Source organism: Nocardia sp. NPDC006630 (genome assembly GCF_040611495.1).
Taxonomy (GTDB): Bacteria; Actinomycetota; Actinomycetes; order Mycobacteriales; family Mycobacteriaceae; genus Nocardia.
Genome location: NZ_JBEXOK010000006.1, coordinates 603,013 through 624,839, shown reverse-complemented (window position 1 = coordinate 624,839; position 21,827 = coordinate 603,013). Strand labels below are relative to the sequence as shown.

Genomic DNA, 21,827 nt, shown 5'->3' with positions numbered 1-21,827 from the left:
CCGCCCGCGCGCGGGGGCACCGCCGGCCACACCACCCGCCGCGCCATACCGCCGCAGCTCTTGACTTGGAGTGCACTCCAGGTCATAGCGTTGACCGCATGAGCATTCGTCTCGGATACCAAATGCCAAACTTCAGCTACGGAGTGCCGGGGCGCGACCTGTTCCCGGCGGTTGTCGCGCAGGCGCGCGAGGCGGAGGCCGCGGGATTCGACGCCGCCTTCGTCATGGACCACTTCTATCAGCTGCCACTGATCGGCGCGCCCAGCGAGCCCATGCTGGAGGCGTACACCGCGCTGTCCGGTCTGGCGGCCTCCACCGAGCGAATCCAGTTGTCCGCCTTGGTGACCGGCAATACCTACCGCAATCCGGCACTCACCGCCAAGACCGTCACCACCCTGGACGTGGTGAGCCGCGGCCGGGCCGTGCTCGGCATCGGCGCGGGCTGGTTCGAGCTGGAGCACCAGGCCTACGGCTTCGAATTCGGGACCTTCACCGAGCGTTTCGAACGCCTGGAGGAAGCCCTCGAAATCATCACGCCGATGCTGCGCGGCGAGCATTCCACCTTCGACGGCAAGTGGTACCACACCAAGGACGCCATGAACGAGCCCCGCGTCCGCGACGACCTGCCGATCATGCTCGGCGGTGGCGGCGAGAAGAAGACCTTCGCCCTGGCCGCCCGCTTCGCCGATCACCTCAATATCATCTGCAACGCCTCCGAGATCCCCCGCAAACTCGAGGCCCTGCACGCCCGCCTCGACGAGGCCGGCCGCGATCCGAAGACGCTGGAAACCAGCTTCCTGGCCTTCGTCATCGTCGATGAGGACGGCGACCGCGCCCGCAAGATCCAAGCCGATCTGCTTGCCCGCCAAGGCATTGCCGACCTGTCCTCCCTGCCCGCCGAGGCTCTGCGCCAGTCCCCCGCCGACCGCCAATTCGTCGGCACGCCCGACGAGATCGCCGAACAGTTCCAAACCCGAGTCCTCGACCACGGCATCGACGGCCTCATCGTCAACCTCGTCACCGGCGGCCACGAGCCCGGCACCGTAGAACTGGCCGGCCGCGCCCTCTCCCCCCTCGTCCACGCCTGACCCACCCCGCACGACCACATAGCCCGTGCCCTCGCCGCACAGCCCCGATGGCGGCTGTCCCGCCGAGTCACGGCTGTTCGATGCGATTTTCCCGCGCGGCACGCCGACTTGGCAGCTGCGGGTGTGGATCCCGGCCAGAAGCATGCCGGGATGACGGAGGGAGTATGCACCGGGGATGACGGAGGGAGTATGCGCCGGGATGGGATGGTGCATGCTGAACAGCCAACGCCCCGCGGCTTGTTGCCGCGGGGCGTTGGTTTGTGTTGCGGGGGGGTGGGGGTTCGGGTCAGCGCTGCTGGTGCGGGGGCTGACTCTGACGGTTGGCGTGGTAGCCGAAGTCGTCGGCGACCATGGCGGCCAGCTCGAGGAGGGCCTGGCGGGTGGGTTTGCCGACCAGTTCGAGGTCGATCTCCGCGCCTTCGGCGAGGTGATCGTCGAAGGGCACCACCTGGACGGCGCGGGTGCGGTCCAGGAAGAGCTTGCGGAGCTGATCCAGGTCCACGGTCGAGGAACCCTTGCGAGAAGCGTTGACCACCACCACGGTTCGTTCCACCAGCTTGTGGTAGCCGTGGTGATCGAGCCAGTCCAGGGTGGCCGAGGCGCTGCGCGCGCCGTCGATGGCGGGCGAGGTCACCAGCACCAGCGAGCTCGCCATATCGAGCACGCCCGACATGGCCGAATGCATCAGTCCGGTACCGCAGTCGGTGAGGATGATGTTGTAGAACTGCTGCAGGATGCCGATGGCCTTGCGGTAGTCGGCCTCGCTGAACGCCTCCGAAACCGCCGGATCCTGCTCACTGGCAAGCACTTCCAGGCGACTGGGCGCCTGCGAGGTGTGGGCGCGCACATCGGAGTAGCGGGAGATGTGGTTGTCCTCCAGCAGGTTCCGCACCGTGGAGCGGGTCTGCCGCGGCACCCGGTGGGCCAGGGTGCCCAGGTCCGGATTGGCGTCGATGGCAATGACCCGGTCACCGCGCTCGGAAGCGAAGGTGGAACCGAGACCGACTGTGGTGGTGGTCTTTCCGACACCGCCCTTGAGCGACAGGATCGCAATGCGGTAATCACCGCGCACCGGCTGATTGACCCGATCCACCAGCTGCGCGTGCACCACATCCGCGGGCGACTCACCCGGGTTGATCACACCGCCGGAGGCCTTGTGCACGGCCCGGCGCCACCCGCTGCGCGGCGCCCGGCGCGCCCGCTTCAACAGGTTCAGATCATTGACCGAATGCCCCGGAGGCGGCGGCTGCTGAAAACCGCCCTGCTGCATCGGAAAGCCCTGCGGCGGCTGACCGTTCCAGCCCTGCGGCGGATAGCCACCCGGCGGCATCGGCGGCTGACCGCCCTGCTGCATCGGCTGCTGCTGCGCGGGCGGCGGGGACCAGCTGTAGATAGGCCCACCCGGCTGATCATTGCCCGGCGCGAACTGCTGCCCCGGTCCACCGAACTGCCCGGGCGCTCCGCCCGGACCGGGCGCACCCGGCTCCGGCGGCGCGGGCTGATCGGGAAACACTCGGCGAACCATGCCGTCGCTGCCGATTTCCTGCCGGATCTCACCGTACGGAGTGTTGTCGCGGACCTCGCCGTAGGTGCCCTCGGGCGGCGGGAACGCACCCGGCGCACCGGGATTCGGCGGCGGCGCGAACTGCCCGGCATCCGGCATCTGATGATTGCCGGAGTTCTGGAACCCCTGCTGGTACGGCCCACCCGGACCGTTGGGCCCTGGTCCGGCGAACGGACCCTGCCCCTCGAACGGTCCGTTCGGACCGCCCGCGAACGGACCCGGAGCACCGTACGGCCCCGCGGGCGGGAACCCGCCGGGCGCAAAGGGATTCGGCCCGTCACCAGGGCCCTGCGGCGCGAACGGGTTCGGCTGCCCCTGGCCGTACGGCTGCGCGAACTGCCCGCCCTCGGCCGGGAAGGCGGTGGTCTGCTCGATCGAGTCGGGAACCGGCGGGAAGAACCCCGACCCCGGCTGCTCACCCTCGCCCGGCGACTCCGCGGCGCCCTTACCCGGCTCCGGCGCAGCCCCGGCGGATGCGGCGTCGTCCTTGACGTCGTCGCCATCCCCGGTCGTGCCCGGCGCGGGCTTCGACTTCGAATTCTGATCGTTCGTGGTCACGTGTCCCCCATCTGCTCGACAGCTCGAACAGAGAGCTCGGCGCTAATGCAATCCAACGCTAGCATTGCCGACCGGCCCATACCCGGGCCTGGTAAACCTTCGCACCCCTCCGCAACTGCGCCGCAACCGAGAGTTCATCGAAGTGATCATGCGAATCGGCTATGAAAAGCTTTGGCCCGCAGGCGCGCTCGCCCTCCCCCGGGCCGATCGGCCCGGAAATTCGACGAGCCCGCCCGGACAATCCGGAGCGGGCTCGTCGTGTAGCTCTGCTCAGCTCTCGCGGGCTGCGCGGTTTACCGCGGAAACCACGGCACGCAAGGAAGCGGTGGTGATCGAGGTGGCGATGCCCACGCCCCAGGTCACCTTGTCGCCGATCGCGCATTCGACGTAGGCCGCGGCCTGGGCGTCGTCACCGGAGGACATGGCGTGCTCGCTGTAATCCAGCACGCGCACGTCGTAACCGATGGTCGCCAGCGCATCCACGAACGAGGCGAGCGGGCCGTTGCCCTCACCGGCGATGGCCTGTTCCACGCCGTCCACCTTGACCACGGCCTCGATGTGATCGACGCCGCCGTCCAATTCGGAGGCGGTGACCTTCTGGCGGATGCGCTCCAGCGGCAGGATCGGGGTCAGGTACTCCTCGGAGAAGACATCCCACATCTCCTTCGGGGTGACCTCGCCGCCCTCACCGTCGGTGATCTTCTGCACGGCCTGCGAGAACTCGATCTGCAGGCGGCGCGGCAGCACCAGCCCGTGATCGGTCTTCATGATGTAGGCGACCCCGCCCTTGCCGGACTGCGAATTCACCCGGATGACAGCCTCGTACGTGCGGCCGACATCCTTCGGATCGATGGGCAGGTACGGGACCGCCCAGGTCATATCGGCCACATCGGAATCCGCGGCGTCGGCGGCGGTCTTCATGGCGTCCAGGCCCTTGTTGATGGCGTCCTGATGCGATCCGGAGAACGCGGTGTAGACCAGATCGCCGCCGTACGGGTGGCGCTCGGCCACCGGCAGCTGGTTGCAGTATTCGACCGTGCGGCGGATCTCGTCGATATTGCTGAAGTCGATCTGCGGATCCACACCGCGCGAGAACAGATTCATCCCCAGCGTCACCAGGCAGACATTGCCGGTGCGCTCACCATTGCCGAACAGGCAGCCCTCGATGCGATCCGCGCCGGCCTGGTAACCCAGTTCGGCGGCGGCCACGGCGGTGCCGCGGTCATTGTGCGGATGCAGCGACAGCACGATGGAATCGCGGCGAGCCAGATTGCGGCTCATCCACTCGATGGAATCGGCGTAGACGTTCGGGGTCGCCATCTCCACGGTCGCCGGCAGGTTGATGATCAGCGGCTTCTCGGGGGTCGGCGCGATGATCGCGGAGACCGAATCACACACGTCCAGTGCGTAATCCAGCTCGGTGCCGGTGTAGGACTCCGGGCTGTACTCGTAGCGCCAATTGGTGTCCGGATACTTCTTCTCGATCTCCAGGCACAGCGACGCGGCGTCGGTGGCGATCTTCTTCACGGCCTCGCGGTCCGCGCGGAAGACCACGCGGCGCTGCAGGATCGAGGTCGAGTTGTAGAAGTGCACGATGGCCTGCGGGGCGCCGTTGCAGGCCTCGAAGGTGCGCTCGATCAGCTCGGCGCGGGACTGCGTCAGCACCTGAATGGTGACATCGTCCGGAATCGCGCCGTCCTCGATGATCTCGCGGACGAAGTCGAAATCGGTCTGGCTGGCCGCGGGGAACCCGACCTCGATCTCCTTGTAGCCCATACGGACCAGCAGATCGAACATGCGCCGCTTGCGCGCCGGGCTCATCGGGTCGATCAGCGCCTGATTGCCGTCGCGCAGATCCACGGCGCACCAGGACGGCGCGCGGTCGATGATCTTGTTCGGCCAGGTGCGGTCGGGCAGCGTGATCGGCTCGACCTCCTCGGCGAACGGCCGGTACCGGAAGGTCGGCATGGAGGAGTTCTTCTGCGTATTCCAGGCAGGCTGGTCGGCAGGAGCGGGCTTGCTCGGCACATTGATCGTGCGAGAGCCGGAAACGAAAGCATCAGCGGGTGACATGGCGATTATCTCCGAGAGTGTGGCTGGATCCCAGGGTTGGGGTAGACCGGCACGACTAGCACCCGCGACGGGCGCCGGTCCGTATCAGACCCCGTCGCGGCGGCCGAGGAGAAGGCTTGCCCGCTGCATGATGATCACGAGTTTACAGGGCGGCAATGAGTGCCCGGAAGCCCGGCTAGCTATCTGCCGGACGCGCGCAGAGTTCATGGATGAATCGCATCTTGTCGAGCACCGGCCCGGCCAGCACGAACGGATACAGATCGGGGTGTCCCATGGACCGGTTGACCATATTGAGCGCCCAGGTCAGCGGCAGCCACAGTTCGGTGATGCGGTCGAAACCGGCCTCGCCCAGCTGCGGACGGTCCAGGGTCGCGCCTGCCGGGGCGAAACCGAAAGCCGCGGCGGTATCGAGGGTGTCCCGGATGTGCAGGTAGTGGGCGAAGGTTTCGGCCCAGTCCTCGGCCGGATGCATGGTGGCGTACGAGGAGACGTGACTGGACTCCCAGCCGCGCGGCGGACCCTCGGAGTAGTGCCGGTCCAGCGCCTCCTGATAGTCGGCGAAGGGGTCGCCGAACAGGGCGCGGGAGCGATCCAGGTCGGCGCCTGCGACCAGGACCGGGAAGTAGTAGTGGCCGATCTCGTGGCGGAAGTGGCCGAGCAGGGTGCGGTACGGCTCGTCCATCTCGATGCGGAGTTGCTCGCGGTGCACATCGTCGCTCTCGGCCAGATCGAGGGTGATGACGCCATTGTCGTGGCCGGTCATGACCGGTTCCTCGGCACTGGCCAGCAGGTCGAAGGCGAGGCCGGACTCCGGATCGGCGACCCGGTCCACAATGGGCAGGCCGAGTTCGGTGAGCTCCAGGACCAGGCGGCGCTTGGCGGTCTCGGCCTCGGCGAACGCCGCCAGCCATTTGTCGTCCTGATCGGCGGGGCGGGTGCGGGTGAGGCGGCAGGATTCGCACAGCACCGTGCCGGGCCCGGCCTTGACCAGCCAATTGCATTGCGCAACATGCTGGTTGGAGCACAATCGGAACTCCGAGGCAGCCACGGTGCCGCCGTTCGCGGGAGCGGATTCACTCGCCAGCACCAGGAGCGTTCGCTCGGCCAGACTGAAACCGAGTGGGCTGCGGCAACTCAGGCACAGCGAGTTCTCGAAGGCTAGGCGCTGGCCGCATCGGGGGCAGTTGAAATCACGCATAGCTCACACCTCGACTGGAGCGACGTCGACGGACACGGTAATGGTGCTCTCCTTCGCGTCGGTGTAGATGATGCCGCGCACCGGCGGCACGTCTGCGTAGTCGCGGCCCCAGGCCAGGGTCACGTAGCGCTCGTCGGCGAATTTATTGTTGGTGGGGTCGAAATCGATCCAGTGGCCGGAACCGCCGGGCAGCCATACCGCCGCCCAGGCGTGCGTGGCGTCCGCGCCGATCAGGCGGGGCTTGCCGGGTGGCGGGTTGGTAGCCAGATAGCCGGAGACGTAGCGGGCGGCCAGGCCCTGCGAGCGCAGGCAGGCGATGGCGAGGCGGGCGAAATCCTGGCAGACGCCCTTGCGGGCGATGAAGACATCGGCGACGCGGGTGCTCACGGTGGTGGAACCGGATTTGTAGGTGAAGTCGGTGTAGATGCGATCCGTCAGCTCGGTGACCGCCTCGAGTAGCGGGCGACCCGGCGGGAACGATTCGGCGGCATAGGCGGCGATCTCGGGATTGAGCTCCGGCGGATTCAGATCCATGGTGAATTCCACCGCGAGCGGGCCGTTTTCGATGCCGGGGCGGGCCTGCTCCCACGGGACGGAGTCCGGCGGCGGGAGCCGGCTGCTCACCTCCACCATCGATTCACCGGTCACCTCCAGGCGGCGATGTTCGGCGGTGACATGGAAATACAGGGTGGTATTGCCGTACACATCCGCGCCGACCGAACGGTCCGAAGGCACCGGATCGATCCGGACGTCGTGCGACAGCAGGCGCTGACCGGGAAATTCACGGGGCGTCAGATAGGCGCGACCGTACGAACTGGAGACCACGTCCGAGTACACGTAGATCGTGCGATGCAATACCCGATAGCGGCGCACCCTCACCCCACCACCCGGGTGGTGCCCCACAGCGGCTGTGTTTCACGTGGCACCGAAAGCCTTGTGGTCTCGAAGGATTCGGATATCTTGCGCAGCCGCAGGTGAACGCCGTCGAGCAGTTCGGCGAGTTCGGTGTAGCAGCCGGTGGCGTCGACGATCTCCAGATCGGCGGGATCGACCCGGCGCAGCATGCGCTGAGCATCGGTCAACAGGCGTTGCGGGCGTGAGGATCCGGAGGCCGCGGGCAGCGCAAGGAAATCGGCTTCGAGACGCTCGAGCTGATAGGCGAGCGAGCGCGGATTGCTCGAATCGAACAGCAGCAAGCCCGCAACAGCGGACAATCGCACCGAATCCCGGTGGCGGCGGCGATAACTCACCGCGGACACGGTCGCCTGCAGCACCGCGTCGACGACCACCCGGCCGATCGGCTCCGGATAGGTGTCGGTGAGGGCGGCCGCGAGCAGCGATGACAGGGCGAGTCCCCGTTCGATCCGCCGTCCGATATCCATCACATGCCAACCGGTATCGCGCACAGTCGATTCCGCGTCGATGCCCGACAGCGACAGCAGCGCGGCCAGGGCCCGCGAATGCACCGCAGACAGCGCCGCTCCCCGATCCCCGCGCGTCCCACGGTATTCCGACAGCGCCCGGTCGAGCGAGCCCAGCACCATCCAGGTATCCGGCGAAAGCTGATCGCGCACCGCCCGCGCCGCCTGCCCGTACCGCTCCACCGCATAGGCCAGCGACCCCGGCAACTCCCGATCCACCGTCAACGACACCAGATACGCATGGTCCCGCCGCGAAGCCCCCGGCAATGCGATCGGCATTGTCGGCTGATCGGAATACTCCCGCCGGCTCGGCCGCAGTCCACCCGAGCCCTGCTGCTGCCCACCCGGTCCTTGCGATTGACCACCCGCGCCCTGCGACTGCCTTCCCGAGCCCTGCGACTGCCTTCCCGAACCCTGCGACTGCCCCGCCGAACCCTGCGACTGGCCGCCGGAGCTCTGCGACTGGCCGCCCGAGCCCTGCGACTGCCCGGTTGCGCTTTGTCGTTGCCACGAACCGGTCTGCTCCGCAATCGGTTCCGGATTCTCCGGGAGTGATTCCTGCTGGGCTGCAGAGGTTCTGGGGAGGGGCGGGGTGGTGCCGGTCATGTGGCCGAGGGCGGCTACCAGGATGGGCATGGCTTCGGCGCCTTCCATCCAGGGGCGGTAGCGGTAGTCCTGGTGACGGTCGTGGGTGGCGCCGAGGAGGCGGACGGTGGATTCGGCGCGTTCGCTGTAGCGGCCCATCCAGAAGAGGTCGTTGAGGACGCGGGGAGAACTGATGACGTCCAGGGCGGGGGCGGCCGGGGCGCGGCGTTCGCGCTCCTCCAGGACATCGACGGCGGGGACGTCGGCGGGAAGGGCACGGACCCAGATGTCCTTGGCGGCCGCTTCGCCGATCATGCCGTCGGGGCCGGTGCGCTGATGCAATTGGCCGAGTCCGCCTGCCATGACGCGGTATCCGACCCGGCCGGCCAGCGAGAAGAGCCGGACGGCGACGGGGGCCGCGTGCAGATCCCCGGAACCGGAGACGGCGGGAGCCACCGAGAAGCGGGCGGGCTCGCGGCCCACCCACTTCCAGCCTTCGGCGTTGATGCGGGCTCGCCACTCGGCGCGCTGTGCCGCCGTGAGCAGGTGCCCGAAAACCGTGGTGCCGTCGACGGTGGAGCGCAGAATCAGGCGCGGCAATTGGGCGATGAGCTGCGAGCGCGCGGAATCGTCTCCACCCCAGTAGGTTTCGATGCTCGGAAGTTTCAGCTCCTCATCCAGCAGCGCACGCGAGAGTTGCGGCAGGAACGCGGCGAGAGCGGGGCTCTCCAGCAGTCCGCTGCCGAGCGTATTCACCACCGTGACCGCGCCCCGGCGCAGCACCTCCACCAGACCCACCACGCCCAGGCGCGAATCCGGCCGCAGATCCAGCGGATCGGAGAATTCGGCGTCCACCCGGCGCAGCACCACATCGACCTGTTTGAGCGTACCGAGCGAACGCATCCACAGCCGTCCGTCCCGCACCACCAGATCGGCGTTCTCCACCAGCGGGAAACCCAGTACCGACGCGAGATATGCCTGATCGAAGGCGGTTTCGGACTGCGGCCCCGGGCTCAGCACCACGACCACCGGTTCCTCGTCGGCAGCGTGCGGCGCGGCCTCCACGAGCATGAGCCGCATGGCGCGCACGAACGGCGTGATCGGCAGCGGACTGGCCAGTTCGAAGGCCTCCGGAATGGCCGAGGCCACCACGCGCCGATCCGCGATCGCATAACCCGCGCCGGACGGCGCCTGCGCCCAGTCCGACAGCACCCGGAACTGCCCATCGCTCCAGCGGCTGATATCGCAGGCGTGCAGAAACAGCTGATGCCGTCCGGGCAGCGAAATCCCGTGCGCGGCACGCATATACCCGCCGCACCCGAACACCACCTGCGGCGGGAGCAGTCCCGCGGTGAGGGTGCGGCGCGCTCCGTACACATCGGTCAGCACGGCATCCAGCAGTCGCGAGCGCTGTGCCACGCCCGCCTCCAGGGTGGTCCAGTCCTCGGCGGACAGCAGCAGCGGAATCGGGTCGAGCCGCCAGAGTCGCGGTGCGGCGGGCTCGTTCGCGGTGGCGCCGAGCTCGGTGTAGGTGATGCCGTCGTCCTCGATCAGCCGCCGCACCCGGGAATCGAGTGCGTGCAGCCCGTCGCGACCCTGCTCCAGGAAGTCGGTGGAGAGTTCGGACCAGATCGGGCGCAGCCGTCCGCCGCCGTTCACCAGTTCGTCGTAGTAGCCGTCCGTGGGCAGCCCGCAGGCGTCGAAAGCACCGGTATCGGCCGCCGCCGCACGGTATTTCGCATACTCGCCGGCCACCCCCGCACCGGCCGGGGCGCCCCAGCCGTGGGGCCCGCCGGCCGTGGCGTCATCGGGTGGCGTCGTGTCGAACACTGTCACCGCTACCACTTCCCAGGGTGTGCCTACCGGTCGCCGGTCATGCCCCACACCGTGCGTGCCCGGCGTAGATCGAGGATCCCAGGCGCACCGACATCGGTGGCCTGGATGGCCGATTTGGCGCGCAGATCCGCGATATCGACCGGGCCGGGGGTGTGGCCGTTCGGTTCGAACCGACGATTGCGCCGAGATTGCGCCACCATCGCATTCACCGGCGGCGACGGATAGAACATGCCGCCGGGATGCGATACGTAATAGGTGCACCCGCCCAGGGATACCCCCGCCTCCAGATCGATCACATCGAAGACCAGCGGCGCATCCACCGTGATCGACGGGTGCAGCGAGTTCGGCGGCTGCCAGGCCCGGAAGCGCACGCCCGCCACCTGCACATCCGCTTTGTCGGTGGCCAGCAGCGGTACCGGAAAACCATTGCAGGTGATCAGGTATCGGCCGCGATCGCCGCCGACGACCCGCAGCTGCAGGCGCTCCACCGAGGAGTCCACATAGCGAGCGGTGCCGGAGAGCGTGGTCTGCTCCCCCAGCGTGTTCCACGGTTCGATGGCGCCGCGCAGTTCGAGCTCCATACCCCCGTGTACCACCGTGCCGATGCGCGGGAAACGGAATTCGGTGAACGGATCCAGCCAGCTGATATCGAAATCGATGCCGTGCGCGCGCAGATCGGCCGCGACCTCGGACATATCGGCGATCAGGAAGTGCGGCAGCAGATATCGGCCGTGCAAATTCGCCCCGTGCCGCAGTAGCGGCGCGGTATACGGCCGCTCCCAGAACCGCAGCACCAGCGCCCGCACCAGCAGCGACTGCACCATGGCCATGCGGAAGTGCGGCGGCATCTCGAAGCCGCGCAATTCCACCAATCCGAGCCGCCCGCGCGCGGAGTCCGGGCTGTACAGCTTGTCGATGCAGAATTCGGCGCGGTGGGTATTGCCGGTGAGATCGGTCAGCAGATGCCGCAGGGCGCGATCCACCATCCATGGGGCGGCGGCGCTTTCACCGCCGCCGCCCGAGCCGCGCGCACCTGCGGTCGAGCCGTGCGTGCCGGCGGTCGAGCCGTGCACGCCGGCGGTCGAGCCGTGCGTGCCGGCGGTCGAGCCGTGCGTGCCGGCGGTCGAGCCGTGGACGCCGGTCCCTGCGCCGCCGGCGGCCGAACCGCTCGCAGCCACCATCGAGCCGCCGGTGGCCGAGCCGAATCCAGCTGTGGCCGAACCGCTTCCAGCGGTGTTGCGCTGTGACAGCCGAGCGATCTCCGCGAACGCTATCTCCAGGTCGTAGAGGGAGTCCGGACGCGATTCGTCCGCCCGCGGCGCCTGCGAGGTCGGGCCGATGAAGCGACCGGAGAACAGGTAGGACAGTGCCGGGTGGCGCTGCCAGTAGGTGAGCATGGAGACCAGCAGATCAGGGCGGCGCAGCAGCGGTGACTGCGCCGGGGTGCGACCGCCCAGCGTGATGTGATTGCCGCCGCCGGTGCCGCTGTGCGTACCGTCGATATCGAAGGTCTCGGTGCTCAGACGCGCCAATCTCGCCTGCTCGTACAGGGTTTCGAGCAGACGGGACTGCTCTGCGAAGCTGCCGGTCGGCTGGATATTGACCTCGATCACGCCCGGATCCGGCGTGATGGACAGGCTGTGCAGCCGGGTGTCGACCGGCGGCGCATAACCCTCCAGCACGATCGGCTGACCCACCGCGACCACGGCCGCCTCCACCCGGCACACCAGATCGAAGAAGGCTTCCAATTCCTCGACGGGCGGCAGGAATACGCACAGCCGGCCGTCCCGCACCTCGACCACCAGCGCGGTGATCGGCGCCCGATCGGCGGGTTCGATCACGGCGGGCGGTTCATACGCGGCGAGCGGCTGCGGGCGCGGTACCACCGGGTCCACCTCGAACGGAATCGGCGGCTCATGCCAGGAGATGGCATTGAGCGGCAACCGCAGTCCGGCCGGAGAATCGCCCTCCGTCAACATGATTCGACCGCGCCGCAGCCGCCAATCCGAACTCGCCCACCCGGATTCGTCCGCCCGCCGATACAGCGGGAGCACATAGGCGACAGGCTCGGTGACCGCGGCATCGAGCCGGGCCAGCAACTCCTTGCGCGCCTGCACCGAATCCTGCTCCGGCGCGAGATCCTCGCCCGACTCGACCGGTTCCCCCTCCGGCGCACGCGCTTTCGCCGCCATCCGCAGCAGCGGATCCTCGAACGCGGGCCGAATCTGCGTATGCGGCAACCCCAGTCCGTCCGCCACCTCGCTCAACAACAGACGCGCCGCAGCCGCATCCGCCTGCCACGGCAGCCCGGAAACCGCAGCATCCTCCCCGACCGCAGCACCAGCCCGCTGCTGCTGACTCACCGTCGAAGCGGAATGCTCCGCAGTCGAATAACTTTCGCGGCTGCCCCCGACTACGGGCTGTCCGCCACCCGGCTCGCCGACATCCCCGTGCTGCTCACCACCGATTTCGCCGCGCTGCTCACTATTGTCCAGTTCACCACCGATTTCGCCGCGCTGTTCGCTGTCCGGTTCGCCGCCGATATCGCCGCGCTGCTCGCCGCCTTCGGCTCGTTCGCCCTCCGCCTCCACCGGTTGCCGATGGCCTGCGCTCTCATACTGTTCGCCGCCAACGTCTTTGCGCTGCTCGCCGCCGGTATCGTCCGGCCGCTCGCGGGCAATGTCCTGGGGCGCGGCGGGAGACCGGCCTGGCGGCACGGCCCGCGGTGGGGCGGCGGTGGGCAGCCAGGGGTCGGCGAGGAGTTCGGGGTTGAGCCAGAGGGCTTCGCCGTCGGCGCGCCAGAGGGTGGCGATTTCCCAGCGCGGCAGGGGTTCTCCCGGATACCACTTGCCCTGGCGGTATTGCACGAGGCCGCGCGGGGCGTAGATGCGGCGCAGGCGCTGTGCGAGGTCGGCGGCGCGCTGGCGCTTGTGCGGGCCGTCCGCGTCGGTGGTCCATTCCGCACCGGTCTGATCGTCGATGGAGACGAAGGTGGGCTCACCACCCATGGTGAGTCCGATGCCTGCCGCCTTGGTGCGCGAATCGATGGCCGCGCCGGTGGCGGTGATCCGATTCCACTGGATATCGCTGTAGGGCAGCGTGACTCGCGGATCCTCGTGGATCCGCCGCACGGTATTGGAGAAATCGAGCGTGGCATTGACCGGATCGGTGGCGCCGGTGATCGGCGCGGAGGACACCGGGTGCGGGGTCGCGGCGAGCGGGATATGACCTTCTCCCGCGAAGAGACCGGAGGTGGGATCCAATCCGATCCAGCCCGCACCGGGCAGATACACCTCGGTCCAGGCGTGCAGATCGGTGAAATCGGCGGGCGGTCCCGAAGGACCGTCCAGTGACGGAACATCCTGTGCCAGTTGGATGAGATAGCCCGAGACGAAGCGGGCTGCCAGCCCGAACTCACGCAGGATGGACACCAGCAGCCAGGCCGAATCCCGGCACGAGCCGAGCGCGGCGCGCAACGTGTGATCGGGCGTCTGCACGCCCGGTTCCAGCCGGATGGTGTAGTCGACGTCCTGGCGCAGCGCCTGATTCAGGGCGATCAGGAATTCGATGGTGCGCGGCCGATCGCGCGGTGTGTTCCGCCGCACCCAGTCGCGCACCGATTCGCCCGGCCCGGAACCGGTTCGATGCTCGTCCACCGGCCGCAGGTACGGCTCCAGATCGGCGGCCAGCTCCGGCGCGTAGGTGAACGGGAAGTGCTCGGCGTACTCCTCGATGAAGAAGTCGAACGGATTGATCGTGGCCATATCGGCGACCAGGCCGATCACCACCGAGAGTTCGGTCGCGGGTTCGTGGAAGACCAGGCGCGCAAGGAAATTCCCGAAGGCGTCCTGCTGCCAGTTGACCCAGTGATCGGCAGGCTCGACCCGCATGGAGTACGCCTCGATGGCCGTGCGCGTATGCGGCGCAGGCCGCAAACGAACCACGTGCGGATGAATCTGCACGGGGCGGTCGAAGGTATACGTCGTGCGATGTTCGAGGGAAACACGAATCCCCATAATCAAGTTCACCACGCCAGTGCCCTGACACGCGGGCTTATTCCCGACAGATCGGACGACACGCGGCGACCTCCCACAGTTGTCACACCCGAGTGCTTGGATTTACAGCGACGATCGAAGGAGGTTTTATGAGCCACGCAACCTGCTCGCTCTGCGTATCGGCCCTCGATCACTGTCACGGGACACTGATCGCGCATGCCGACGGTTCCGCCGAGTGCACGGATTGGGCGTGCGCCGATACCGATCGGCTACGCCACCCCTTCCGCGCCGACTGCTCCGATGTGGCGGGCGGCTGCGAATGCGCGCAAGACCTGGTCAGGCCCGGTATGGCCCGACGTCCCCTGGCGGGTTGACCGGCGCACCACCGGGTTTCGGGTCCGGCGCCGGGCTCGCTGCGGCCCCTCCCCGGTCGGCTACTAGCCTGGTCAGGTGAGCTACGACTACGTTCTGCTGCCCTCCGGCGCTGCCGCGACGCCCGCCGACGTCGATGCGTATCTGACCGCGCAGGACGGTGAACCCGCTGCGAACCCGGTCGCCGAGATGGCCGCCGAGCTCGACAAGCGCAATGCGGAGCTGCCCGAAGACGATCGGTTCCTGAGCGCCGACGCCGTCGACGGCGCGATCGGCGCCGCACTGTTCGTGTCCAGCCCCTATGACGCCATCGGGCATGTGCGCGCCCTGCTGTTCGAGCTGGCGACGCCGCGCGGCTACGCCGTCTACGATCCGCAGCTGGCCTGGATCATCGATCCGGCCGGTTCCGTGCCGGTCACGGTCTCACACGGCGGCGCGGGCGAATTCCCTTATCTCACAAGCGCACTGGCGCATCGGTGGGTGCCGGAGCTGAGTGCGCCCGGCCCGTACCTGATCGTCGAGAGCGCCGAACAGGTCTATATCCAGATCTACCGGCACGAGGACGGGCGCTACGACGTCGAATACCGGGACGGTTCGCCGGACCGGCATTTCACCGTGCGCATCGATGATCCGCACACCGTGGCCGACCTGATCTGGTCCTGGACCCTGGATGATCGCTCGAACTTCGGCGTCCTCGATTGGCAGCGCCTCACCTTCTGAGCGGACGCGAGCAATAGCGGACGCGAACAATGCAGTAACAACCGCATCTCGATTCGGATTCCTACACCCGTACCGTCCAGTCTGCACGGGTGTAGGAACGCTAGCCTTTCACTAATGCAACAACGCACCGATGCGGTAGCACGCTGTCTCGTGCCGCATGAAGTTTCACGCTGCTTGTTCTCGTAACTCACCCGGAGCGAGGAGAGAACGTATGAAGCTACGCCGACGAAAAGCCACCACCCCGAGGTTGCGCAAGAGTCTGGCCGTCCTGGCCGGAATCGCCGCCGCCCTGGCCGCGGTGGTCGCATTGCACGCCACCGGCGCGGGCGCCGACGTACCTCGCAACAGCCAGCACATCCCGTGCCCGCACCCGGCGGCACTCGCACCGCCCGTGTGGACGTGATCAACTCTCGATAGCTCTCAGGGGCTACGCCCCTGGAACCCCAAGACGGGGAGACACCTGGGGGCTCCGCCTCCCCGGACGTCCGGCGCCTAGAGAACTCGGCGGCCGGAAAGGGCTCGGCCGAGGGTTAATTCGTCGGCGAATTCGAGGTCGCCGCCCATGGGCAGACCGGAGGCGAGCCGGGTGACGCTGAGGCCGGGGAAATCCCGGAGCATGCGCACCAGGTAGGTGGCTGTCGCCTCGCCCTCGGTATTGGGGTCGGTGGCGATGATGACCTCGCTGACATCGACGCCGTCGTCCTGATTGCCGATGCGCGTCAACAGTTCCCGGATGCGCAATTGATCCGGGCCCACACCCGACAGTGGATCGAGCGCGCCGCCGAGTACGTGATAGCGGCCGCGGAATTCGCGGGTGCGCTCGATGGCCTGCACGTCCTTGGGCTCCTCGACCACGCAGATCATGGTGCGGTCGCGACGCGGATCGGCGCAGATACGGCACAGCTCCCCATCGGAGACGGTGCCGCAGACGGCGCAGAACCGCACGCCGTCGCGCACCTTCTGCAGCGCCGCCTGCAGGCGGTCGATCTCGGGCGGCTCCACCGCGAGGAAATGAAAAGCAATGCGCTGTGCGCTCTTCGGCCCGACGCCCGGCAGCTTGCCCAGCTCGTCGATGAGATCCTGAACCGGACCCTCGTACACGCCTTCACACCTCTCTGTGGCTTGCCCCGACGTCGATCAGAACACGGCTGCCCGAATCAGAACCCGGGAAGTGCGCCGCCGCCGCCGAGACCGCCGGCCAGCGGGCCCAGCCGATCGGCGGCCAGCTGCTGCGCATTGTCCATGGCGTCATTGAGCGCGCCGATGACCAGGTCCTGCAGCGTCTCGACATCCGCCGGATCGACCACCTTCGGGTCGATGGTCAGCGACAGCACCTCGCCGGTGGCGCGAATCCTGGCGCGCACCAGGCCACCGCCCGCCTCGCCGTCCACCTCGGACTCCGCGATCTCCTGCTGTGCGGCCATCACGGCCTGCTGCATCTGCTGGGCCTGGGCCATCAACTGCTGGATATCGAACTCTCCACCGGGTTGCACGGTGCGTCCTCTCTGCGGGGCCTGCGCTTCTCTAGTAAGCGATCGGCACCAGCCTAGTCGTCGCCGTGCGCGGCGAGTCTTGACTCTCCCCCGGTAGGAGAGTGTTCGCTGAAGGCATGACAGCGACGGTCCCGATCGGGGAGTTCTCCCGGCTCAGCCATCTCAGCGTGAAGGCGCTGCGGTACTACCACGAGATCGAGCTCCTGGAGCCGACCGCAGTGGATATCAGCTCCGGCTACCGCTTCTATTCGACCGATCAGGTGGAGCAGGCGCATCTGATCCGGCGGCTACGCGAGCTGAACATGCCGGTGCCGGAGATCAAAGCGGTACTGGCCGCACCGGATCGGGAGGCACGCGATGCCGCGCTGCGGGCGCATCTGGCGCGCATGGAGGCGGAGCTGCTGCGTACCCGCGATGTGGTGGCTTCGCTGCGCGCACTGCTGCTGCCGCCGAGCGAGGTTCGGTTGCGGATCGAATATCGTTCGCTCCCAAGCTATCCCGCGCTCGCCATCACCGAGAAGGTGACCCGGGACGCGATCGACGTGTGGTGCGAGAGCGCCTTCCCCGCGCTGTACCAGGCGCTGGAGATCGCGGGCGTACAGCCGGACGGACCCGGCGGGGCGACCTATGCGCTGGAGTTCTTCGAGGAGGACTTCGGCGAGGTGGTGGCCTTCGTGCCGATCGCACCGGCGGACCGGGAGCGTTTCGCGACACTCGGCGGCATCACCGGGACGCTCGGCGGCAGTGCCGAAATCATCAGCACGGTGGTCGATATGCCCGCCCGCCGCTTCGCCGTCGCCGTCCATCACGGCCCGTTCACCGACTTCGACCGCACCTACGGCGCACTCGGTACCCATGTGGCCGAACACGACACCGCGCTCGCGGAACCCATTCGCGAGCTCTACCTGGTCGGTCCCGGCGATGCCGAACCGGCCGACTACCTCACCGAAATCTGCTGGCCCATCGGCCGGCTCTGAACAGGAGACACCGCTATGGCATTGAAGATCGCCAACATCACCGTCGACAGCGCGAATGCCGCCGAACTGGCCGGATTCTGGGCGCAGCTGCTGGAGCGCACCGTCGATCCGGGCGGCAACGAGCACTTCGCCACGGTCGGCGAGAGCACCGGATTCACTCCGACACTCATGTTCGTCCAGGTCCCGGACAAGACGCCGGGCAAGAATGTGGTGCATCTGGATCTGACCGCGAACGATCTGCCCGAGTCACACGAACGTGCGGTTGCCCTCGGCGCCAAGCACATCGCCGATTTCGACGAGTACGGCGTGCGGTGGTCGACCTTCGCCGACCCCGAGGGCAACCTGTTCGATATCGCTGTGGAGAAAGCGGCCGATTAAGCGAGTTCCCGCTTGAGGTTTTCGAGCACCTCGGCCTGAATCTTCTTCAGGCCGAGCGGCGCGAAGATCCCCTCGAAGATGCCGCCGATCCCGCCGGCGCCCTTCCAGCTGGTGCGGGTGGTGACCAGCGAGCCCTCACCCTGCGGGGTGACCGTCCAGGTGGTGACCATGGAGGAGTTCGAATCCCGTTCCGTCACCATGGAATCGGAGACCGAGATGGTCGCGTGCACATTGCGTGACCGCTTCTCGGTGGCGTCCAGCGTCCAATCAACTACAGTGCCGGCACCCTTGCCGCCCTCAACCACCTTGTAGTCCCGGTAGTGCGAAGAGAGAATGCGAGGCCGCACCGACTCGTAATCCGCGATCGCATCGAGAGTGCGCGTCGGATCTGCCGTTACGACGACCGAACTGGAGGCGCTGACCTGTCCCACCATGTGCTCCTTATGTTTCCGTGTGCCCTGTGCCGCCCGGTCATGTTACGCCGGATCACTTCCTCGAGCCCTGCTCCGAGACCAGCGCCCGACGGGGCAGCGGCGGTACGCGAACCTAATCATTAGCTGAGGTAATAATAATCACCGGGCAACCGGGAATAGACTCGGAGTGCGGCAGGTAGCAACAGCCGTGGCATTGGAAAACTGTGCGTGAAAAACCGGCCCGCCGGTGTCCTCCTGCTGGCCTGAGCGGTCCGTGCAGGCTAGCGTTCCGGGGGTGGCAGTGAGTCTGTTGGGGAAGGCCGGCCGCGCAACGGCCGCGCAGGAATCAGGGTTCGCAGCGCATCAGGCTGGGGTCGATCGACTGCTCGCGTCGTATCGCGCCATTCCGCCCGATGCGAACGTTCGCCTGGCCAAAAAGACGTCCAATCTGTTCCGGGCGCGCGCGAAGAGCACCGCGCCGGGCCTGGACGTTTCCGGATTGACGCAGGTCATAGCGGTGGATCCGCAGGCGCGGACCGCCGATGTGGCGGGCATGACCACCTATGAGGATCTGGTCGCCGTCACCCTGCAGTACGGCCTGGCGCCGCTGGTGGTGCCGCAGCTCAAGACCATCACCCTCGGCGGGGCGGTGACCGGACTGGGGATCGAGTCCACCTCCTTCCGCAATGGCCTGCCGCACGAGTCGGTGCTGGAGATCGACGTGCTCACCGGGGCGGGCGAGATCGTCACCGCCACCCCCGACGGGAAGTACGCCGATCTGTTCCGGGGGTTCCCGAACTCCTACGGGACGCTGGGCTACTCCACCCGCCTGAAAATTCAGCTCGAAGTGGTCGAACCGTATGTGGCACTGCGGCACATACGGTTTCATGATCTGCGGGAGCTGGAAACAACCATGGCGCAGATCATCGCGGACCGCTCGTACGCCGACGAGCAGGTCGACTACCTCGACGGCGCGGTATTCACCGCCGACGAGAGCTATCTGGTGCTGGGCCGGCAGACCGCCGAAACCGGTCCGGTCAGCGATTACACCGATCAGGGCATCTTCTACCGGTCCATCCAGCACGATTCGGCCGAGCCCAAACGCGACCGGCTCACCATCGCGGATTATCTGTGGCGCTGGGACACCGACTGGTTCTGGTGCTCGCGCGCGTTCGGCGCCCAGAACCCGAAGATCCGCAAGATCTGGCCGAAGCAGTACCGGCGCAGCAGCTTCTACTGGAAGCTCATCGCCCTCGACCAGAAGTACGGCATCGGCGACCGGCTCGAGGCCCGCCAGGGCAATCTGCCGCGCGAACGGGTGGTGCAGGACATCGAGGTGCCCATCGAGCGCACCGCGGAATTCCTGCACTGGTTCCTGCGCGAGATCCCGATCGAGCCGATCTGGTTGTGCCCGTTGCGTTTACGGGGCCCTGCCAATATTCCGCTCGCGGAGGGTGGCCCGGAACGCCCCTGGCCGCTCTATCCGCTGGAACCCGATCGCACCTATGTGAACATCGGCTTCTGGTCTGCCGTGCCGACCACCGCGGGGCAGCCGGAGGGCGCGGCCAATCGCGCCATCGAACACGAGGTGTCCGCTCTCGACGGCCACAAGTCGCTGTACTCGGACTCCTACTACGAACTGGACGAGTTCGCCGACCTCTACTACGGCGGCGACACGTACCGGAATCTCAAACGAACCTACGACCCGGATTCTCGTTTACTGGATCTGTATTCGAAGGCGGTGCAACGCAAGTGACCACGTTCAAGGATCGTTCCGACGTATTCGCCGAGCTCGGAACGAAGCTCACCATTGCCGAGATCTTCGAGACCCTCATCGACGGCCCGGTGCCGATTCGCTTCACCGCGTACGACGGCAGCAGCACCGGTCCCGAGGACTCGGAATTCGGCCTGGAGATCATCCATCCCCGCGGCGTGAACTACGTAGCCAACGCACCCGGTGATCTGGGTATGGCCCGCGCCTACATCTCCGGCGATATGATCGCGCACGGCGTGCACGCGGGCGACCCGTACGAACTCCTGAAGGCCATGGCGGGCTTGAAGTTCCGCCGGCCCACCGCCATGCAGCTGGTCGCCATCGCGCGCTCGCTCGGCTGGGAGCTGCTCAAGCCGGTGGCCCCGCCGCCGCAGGAGACGCTGCCGCGCTGGCGCCGCATCGCGCTGGAAGGCCTGCGGCACAGCAAGACTCGTGACGCCGAGGCGATCCACCACCACTACGACGTCTCGAACACCTTCTACGAGCACGTCCTCGGCACCTCCATGACCTACACCTGCGCGGTGTACGAGGACGAGTCCTGGACCCTCGAGCAGGCGCAGGAGAACAAGTACCGGCTGGTCTTCGACAAGCTGAACCTGAAGCCCGGCGACCGGCTGCTCGATATCGGCTGCGGCTGGGGCGGCATGGTGCGGTACGCGGCCAAGCGCGGGATCAAGGTCATCGGCGCCACGCTCTCGGCCGAACAGGCCGAATGGGCGCAGCAGAAGATCGCCGAGGAGGGCCTGTCCGAGCTCGCCGAGGTGCGCCACTCCGACTACCGCGATGTGGCCGAAGACGAATTCGACGCCGTCTCCTCCATCGGCCTCACCGAGCACATCGGGGTGCAGAACTACCCCGCCTACTTCGAGTACATGCAGTCCAAGCTCCGGGTCGGCGGCACCTTCCTCAATCACACCATCACCCGGCCGGACAATAAGCACACCACCCGGGCGGGCGACTTCATCGACCGCTACGTGTTCCCCGACGGTGAGCTCGCCGGCTCCGGGCGCATCATCTCCGAGATCCAGAACGTGGGACTCGAGGTGCTGCACGAGGAGAACCTGCGCCAGCACTACGCGCTCACCCTCGCCGAATGGTGCGACAACCTGGTGAAGAACTGGGAGGCCTGCGTCGACGAGGTCGGCGAGGGCACCGCCAAGGTGTGGGGGCTGTACATGGCCGGCTGTCAGCTCGGCTTCGAGAAGAATGTGGTGCAGCTGCATCAGGTGCTGGGCGTGAAGCTCGGTGACGATCAGGCCTGGACGGTGCCGCTGCGGCCGTGGTGGAAGCCCTGAGCCGAAACGGCTGAAATCGGCTGAGCCACACCTGAAATCGAAATGCCCCGGGTATCCGCCCGGGGCATTTCGCTTGTTTCGCTCAGG

At 67.3% G+C, this 21,827-nt stretch carries 16 protein-coding genes and 3 pseudogenes; 8 read left to right on the top strand and 11 right to left on the bottom strand.

The genetic code is table 11. From position 1 onward, the window contains the following. Positions 1–98 precede the first annotated feature (98 nt). The gene (locus tag ABZX86_RS21010) at positions 99–1,088 is read left to right on the top strand and encodes an LLM class F420-dependent oxidoreductase (protein WP_355125733.1); all 990 of its coding nucleotides are present in this window, start codon (positions 99–101) and stop codon (positions 1,086–1,088) included. 286 nt (positions 1,089–1,374) lie between these two features. Here the strand turns inward: ABZX86_RS21010 and ABZX86_RS21005 are convergent, their stop codons facing one another. The 8 genes and pseudogenes from ABZX86_RS21005 to ABZX86_RS20970 form a co-directional block, all read right to left on the bottom strand. Continuing rightward, a complete protein-coding gene (locus ABZX86_RS21005) occupies positions 1,375–3,210 on the bottom strand; it encodes an AAA family ATPase (protein WP_355125731.1) in 1,836 nt (611 codons plus the stop codon). A 270-nt stretch (positions 3,211–3,480) separates the two neighbouring features. Next, positions 3,481–5,283: a 2-isopropylmalate synthase gene (leuA, locus tag ABZX86_RS21000; protein WP_355125729.1), complete on the bottom strand. Its 1,803-nt coding sequence runs from the start codon at positions 5,281–5,283 to the stop codon at positions 3,481–3,483. A 175-nt stretch (positions 5,284–5,458) separates the two neighbouring features. Next, positions 5,459–6,481 carry a putative zinc-binding metallopeptidase gene (locus tag ABZX86_RS20995; protein WP_355125727.1) on the bottom strand — a complete coding sequence of 341 codons (1,023 nt, stop codon included), beginning with the start codon at positions 6,479–6,481 and terminating at the stop codon, positions 5,459–5,461. 3 nt (positions 6,482–6,484) lie between these two features. Continuing rightward, the gene (locus ABZX86_RS20990) at positions 6,485–7,360 is read right to left on the bottom strand and encodes a transglutaminase family protein (protein WP_355125725.1); all 876 of its coding nucleotides are present in this window, start codon (positions 7,358–7,360) and stop codon (positions 6,485–6,487) included. Next, positions 7,357–10,323: a circularly permuted type 2 ATP-grasp protein gene (locus tag ABZX86_RS20985; protein WP_355125723.1), complete on the bottom strand. Its 2,967-nt coding sequence runs from the start codon at positions 10,321–10,323 to the stop codon at positions 7,357–7,359. The genes ABZX86_RS20990 and ABZX86_RS20985 overlap by 4 nt, the downstream gene beginning before the upstream one ends. Before the next feature lie 23 nt (positions 10,324–10,346). Continuing rightward, positions 10,347–11,318: pseudogene (locus ABZX86_RS20980) on the bottom strand (transglutaminase family protein); the annotation flags it as partial. Between the two features lie 249 nt (positions 11,319–11,567). After that, positions 11,568–12,605: pseudogene (locus ABZX86_RS20975) on the bottom strand (transglutaminase family protein); the annotation flags it as partial. Between the two features lie 462 nt (positions 12,606–13,067). After that, positions 13,068–14,339, bottom strand: a pseudogene (locus tag ABZX86_RS20970) (transglutaminase family protein); the annotation flags it as partial. Between the two features lie 128 nt (positions 14,340–14,467). Here ABZX86_RS20970 and ABZX86_RS20965 point away from each other — a divergent pair. From ABZX86_RS20965 to ABZX86_RS20955, 3 genes are all read left to right on the top strand, one after another. Next, positions 14,468–14,692 carry a hypothetical protein gene (locus ABZX86_RS20965; RefSeq protein ID WP_355125721.1) on the top strand — a complete coding sequence of 75 codons (225 nt, stop codon included), beginning with the start codon at positions 14,468–14,470 and terminating at the stop codon, positions 14,690–14,692. Positions 14,693–14,768: 76 nt separating this feature from the next. Next, positions 14,769–15,410 (top strand): hypothetical protein, encoded by a 642-nt coding sequence (locus tag ABZX86_RS20960; protein ID WP_355125719.1) that lies wholly within the window; start codon positions 14,769–14,771, stop codon positions 15,408–15,410. 211 nt (positions 15,411–15,621) lie between these two features. Continuing rightward, the gene (locus ABZX86_RS20955; protein WP_355125717.1) at positions 15,622–15,813 is read left to right on the top strand and encodes a hypothetical protein; all 192 of its coding nucleotides are present in this window, start codon (positions 15,622–15,624) and stop codon (positions 15,811–15,813) included. A gap of 89 nt (positions 15,814–15,902) precedes the next feature. Here the strand turns inward: ABZX86_RS20955 and recR are convergent, their stop codons facing one another. Beyond that, complete coding sequence (recR, locus tag ABZX86_RS20950) at positions 15,903–16,511, bottom strand: recombination mediator RecR (RefSeq protein ID WP_327143212.1); 609 nt, start codon at positions 16,509–16,511, stop codon at positions 15,903–15,905. A 56-nt stretch (positions 16,512–16,567) separates the two neighbouring features. Then, positions 16,568–16,903: a YbaB/EbfC family nucleoid-associated protein gene (locus ABZX86_RS20945; RefSeq protein WP_355125714.1), complete on the bottom strand. Its 336-nt coding sequence runs from the start codon at positions 16,901–16,903 to the stop codon at positions 16,568–16,570. Between the two features lie 116 nt (positions 16,904–17,019). On the opposite strand from ABZX86_RS20945, the gene ABZX86_RS20940 reads away from it, so the two are divergent. After that, the gene (locus tag ABZX86_RS20940; RefSeq protein ID WP_355125712.1) at positions 17,020–17,880 is read left to right on the top strand and encodes a MerR family transcriptional regulator; all 861 of its coding nucleotides are present in this window, start codon (positions 17,020–17,022) and stop codon (positions 17,878–17,880) included. A gap of 15 nt (positions 17,881–17,895) precedes the next feature. Then, the gene (locus ABZX86_RS20935) at positions 17,896–18,258 is read left to right on the top strand and encodes a VOC family protein (protein ID WP_355125710.1); all 363 of its coding nucleotides are present in this window, start codon (positions 17,896–17,898) and stop codon (positions 18,256–18,258) included. Here ABZX86_RS20935 and ABZX86_RS20930 read toward each other — a convergent pair. Continuing rightward, positions 18,255–18,689, bottom strand: a complete 435-nt coding sequence (locus ABZX86_RS20930) for an SRPBCC family protein (protein WP_355125708.1) — start codon at positions 18,687–18,689, stop codon at positions 18,255–18,257. The two genes, ABZX86_RS20935 and ABZX86_RS20930, sit on opposite strands and share 4 nt — an antisense overlap. 283 nt (positions 18,690–18,972) lie before the next feature. Here ABZX86_RS20930 and ABZX86_RS20925 point away from each other — a divergent pair, with 283 nt between their 5' ends. Together ABZX86_RS20925 and ABZX86_RS20920 are read left to right on the top strand one after the other, a co-directional pair. Next, positions 18,973–20,427 carry an FAD-binding oxidoreductase gene (locus ABZX86_RS20925; RefSeq protein WP_355125887.1) on the top strand — a complete coding sequence of 485 codons (1,455 nt, stop codon included), beginning with the start codon at positions 18,973–18,975 and terminating at the stop codon, positions 20,425–20,427. Then, a complete protein-coding gene (locus ABZX86_RS20920; RefSeq protein ID WP_327143207.1) occupies positions 20,424–21,740 on the top strand; it encodes a class I SAM-dependent methyltransferase in 1,317 nt (438 codons plus the stop codon). Before ABZX86_RS20925 ends, ABZX86_RS20920 begins: the two co-directional genes overlap by 4 nt. The last annotated feature ends 87 nt before the right edge of the window (positions 21,741–21,827 follow it).

Excerpts from the sequence above, each read along its gene's own strand:
- ABZX86_RS21010 (WP_355125733.1), top strand. The coding sequence starts at position 99 with ATGAGCATTCGTCTCGGATACCAAATGCCAAACTTCAGCTACGGAGTG.
- ABZX86_RS20965 (WP_355125721.1), top strand. The coding sequence starts at position 14,468 with ATGAGCCACGCAACCTGCTCGCTCTGCGTATCGGCCCTCGATCACTGT.
- leuA (WP_355125729.1), bottom strand. The coding sequence starts at position 5,283 with ATGTCACCCGCTGATGCTTTCGTTTCCGGCTCTCGCACGATCAATGTG.
- ABZX86_RS20955 (WP_355125717.1), top strand. The coding sequence starts at position 15,622 with ATGAAGCTACGCCGACGAAAAGCCACCACCCCGAGGTTGCGCAAGAGT.
- ABZX86_RS20940 (WP_355125712.1), top strand. The coding sequence starts at position 17,020 with ATGACAGCGACGGTCCCGATCGGGGAGTTCTCCCGGCTCAGCCATCTC.
- ABZX86_RS20995 (WP_355125727.1), bottom strand. The coding sequence starts at position 6,481 with ATGCGTGATTTCAACTGCCCCCGATGCGGCCAGCGCCTAGCCTTCGAG.
- ABZX86_RS20935 (WP_355125710.1), top strand. The coding sequence starts at position 17,896 with ATGGCATTGAAGATCGCCAACATCACCGTCGACAGCGCGAATGCCGCC.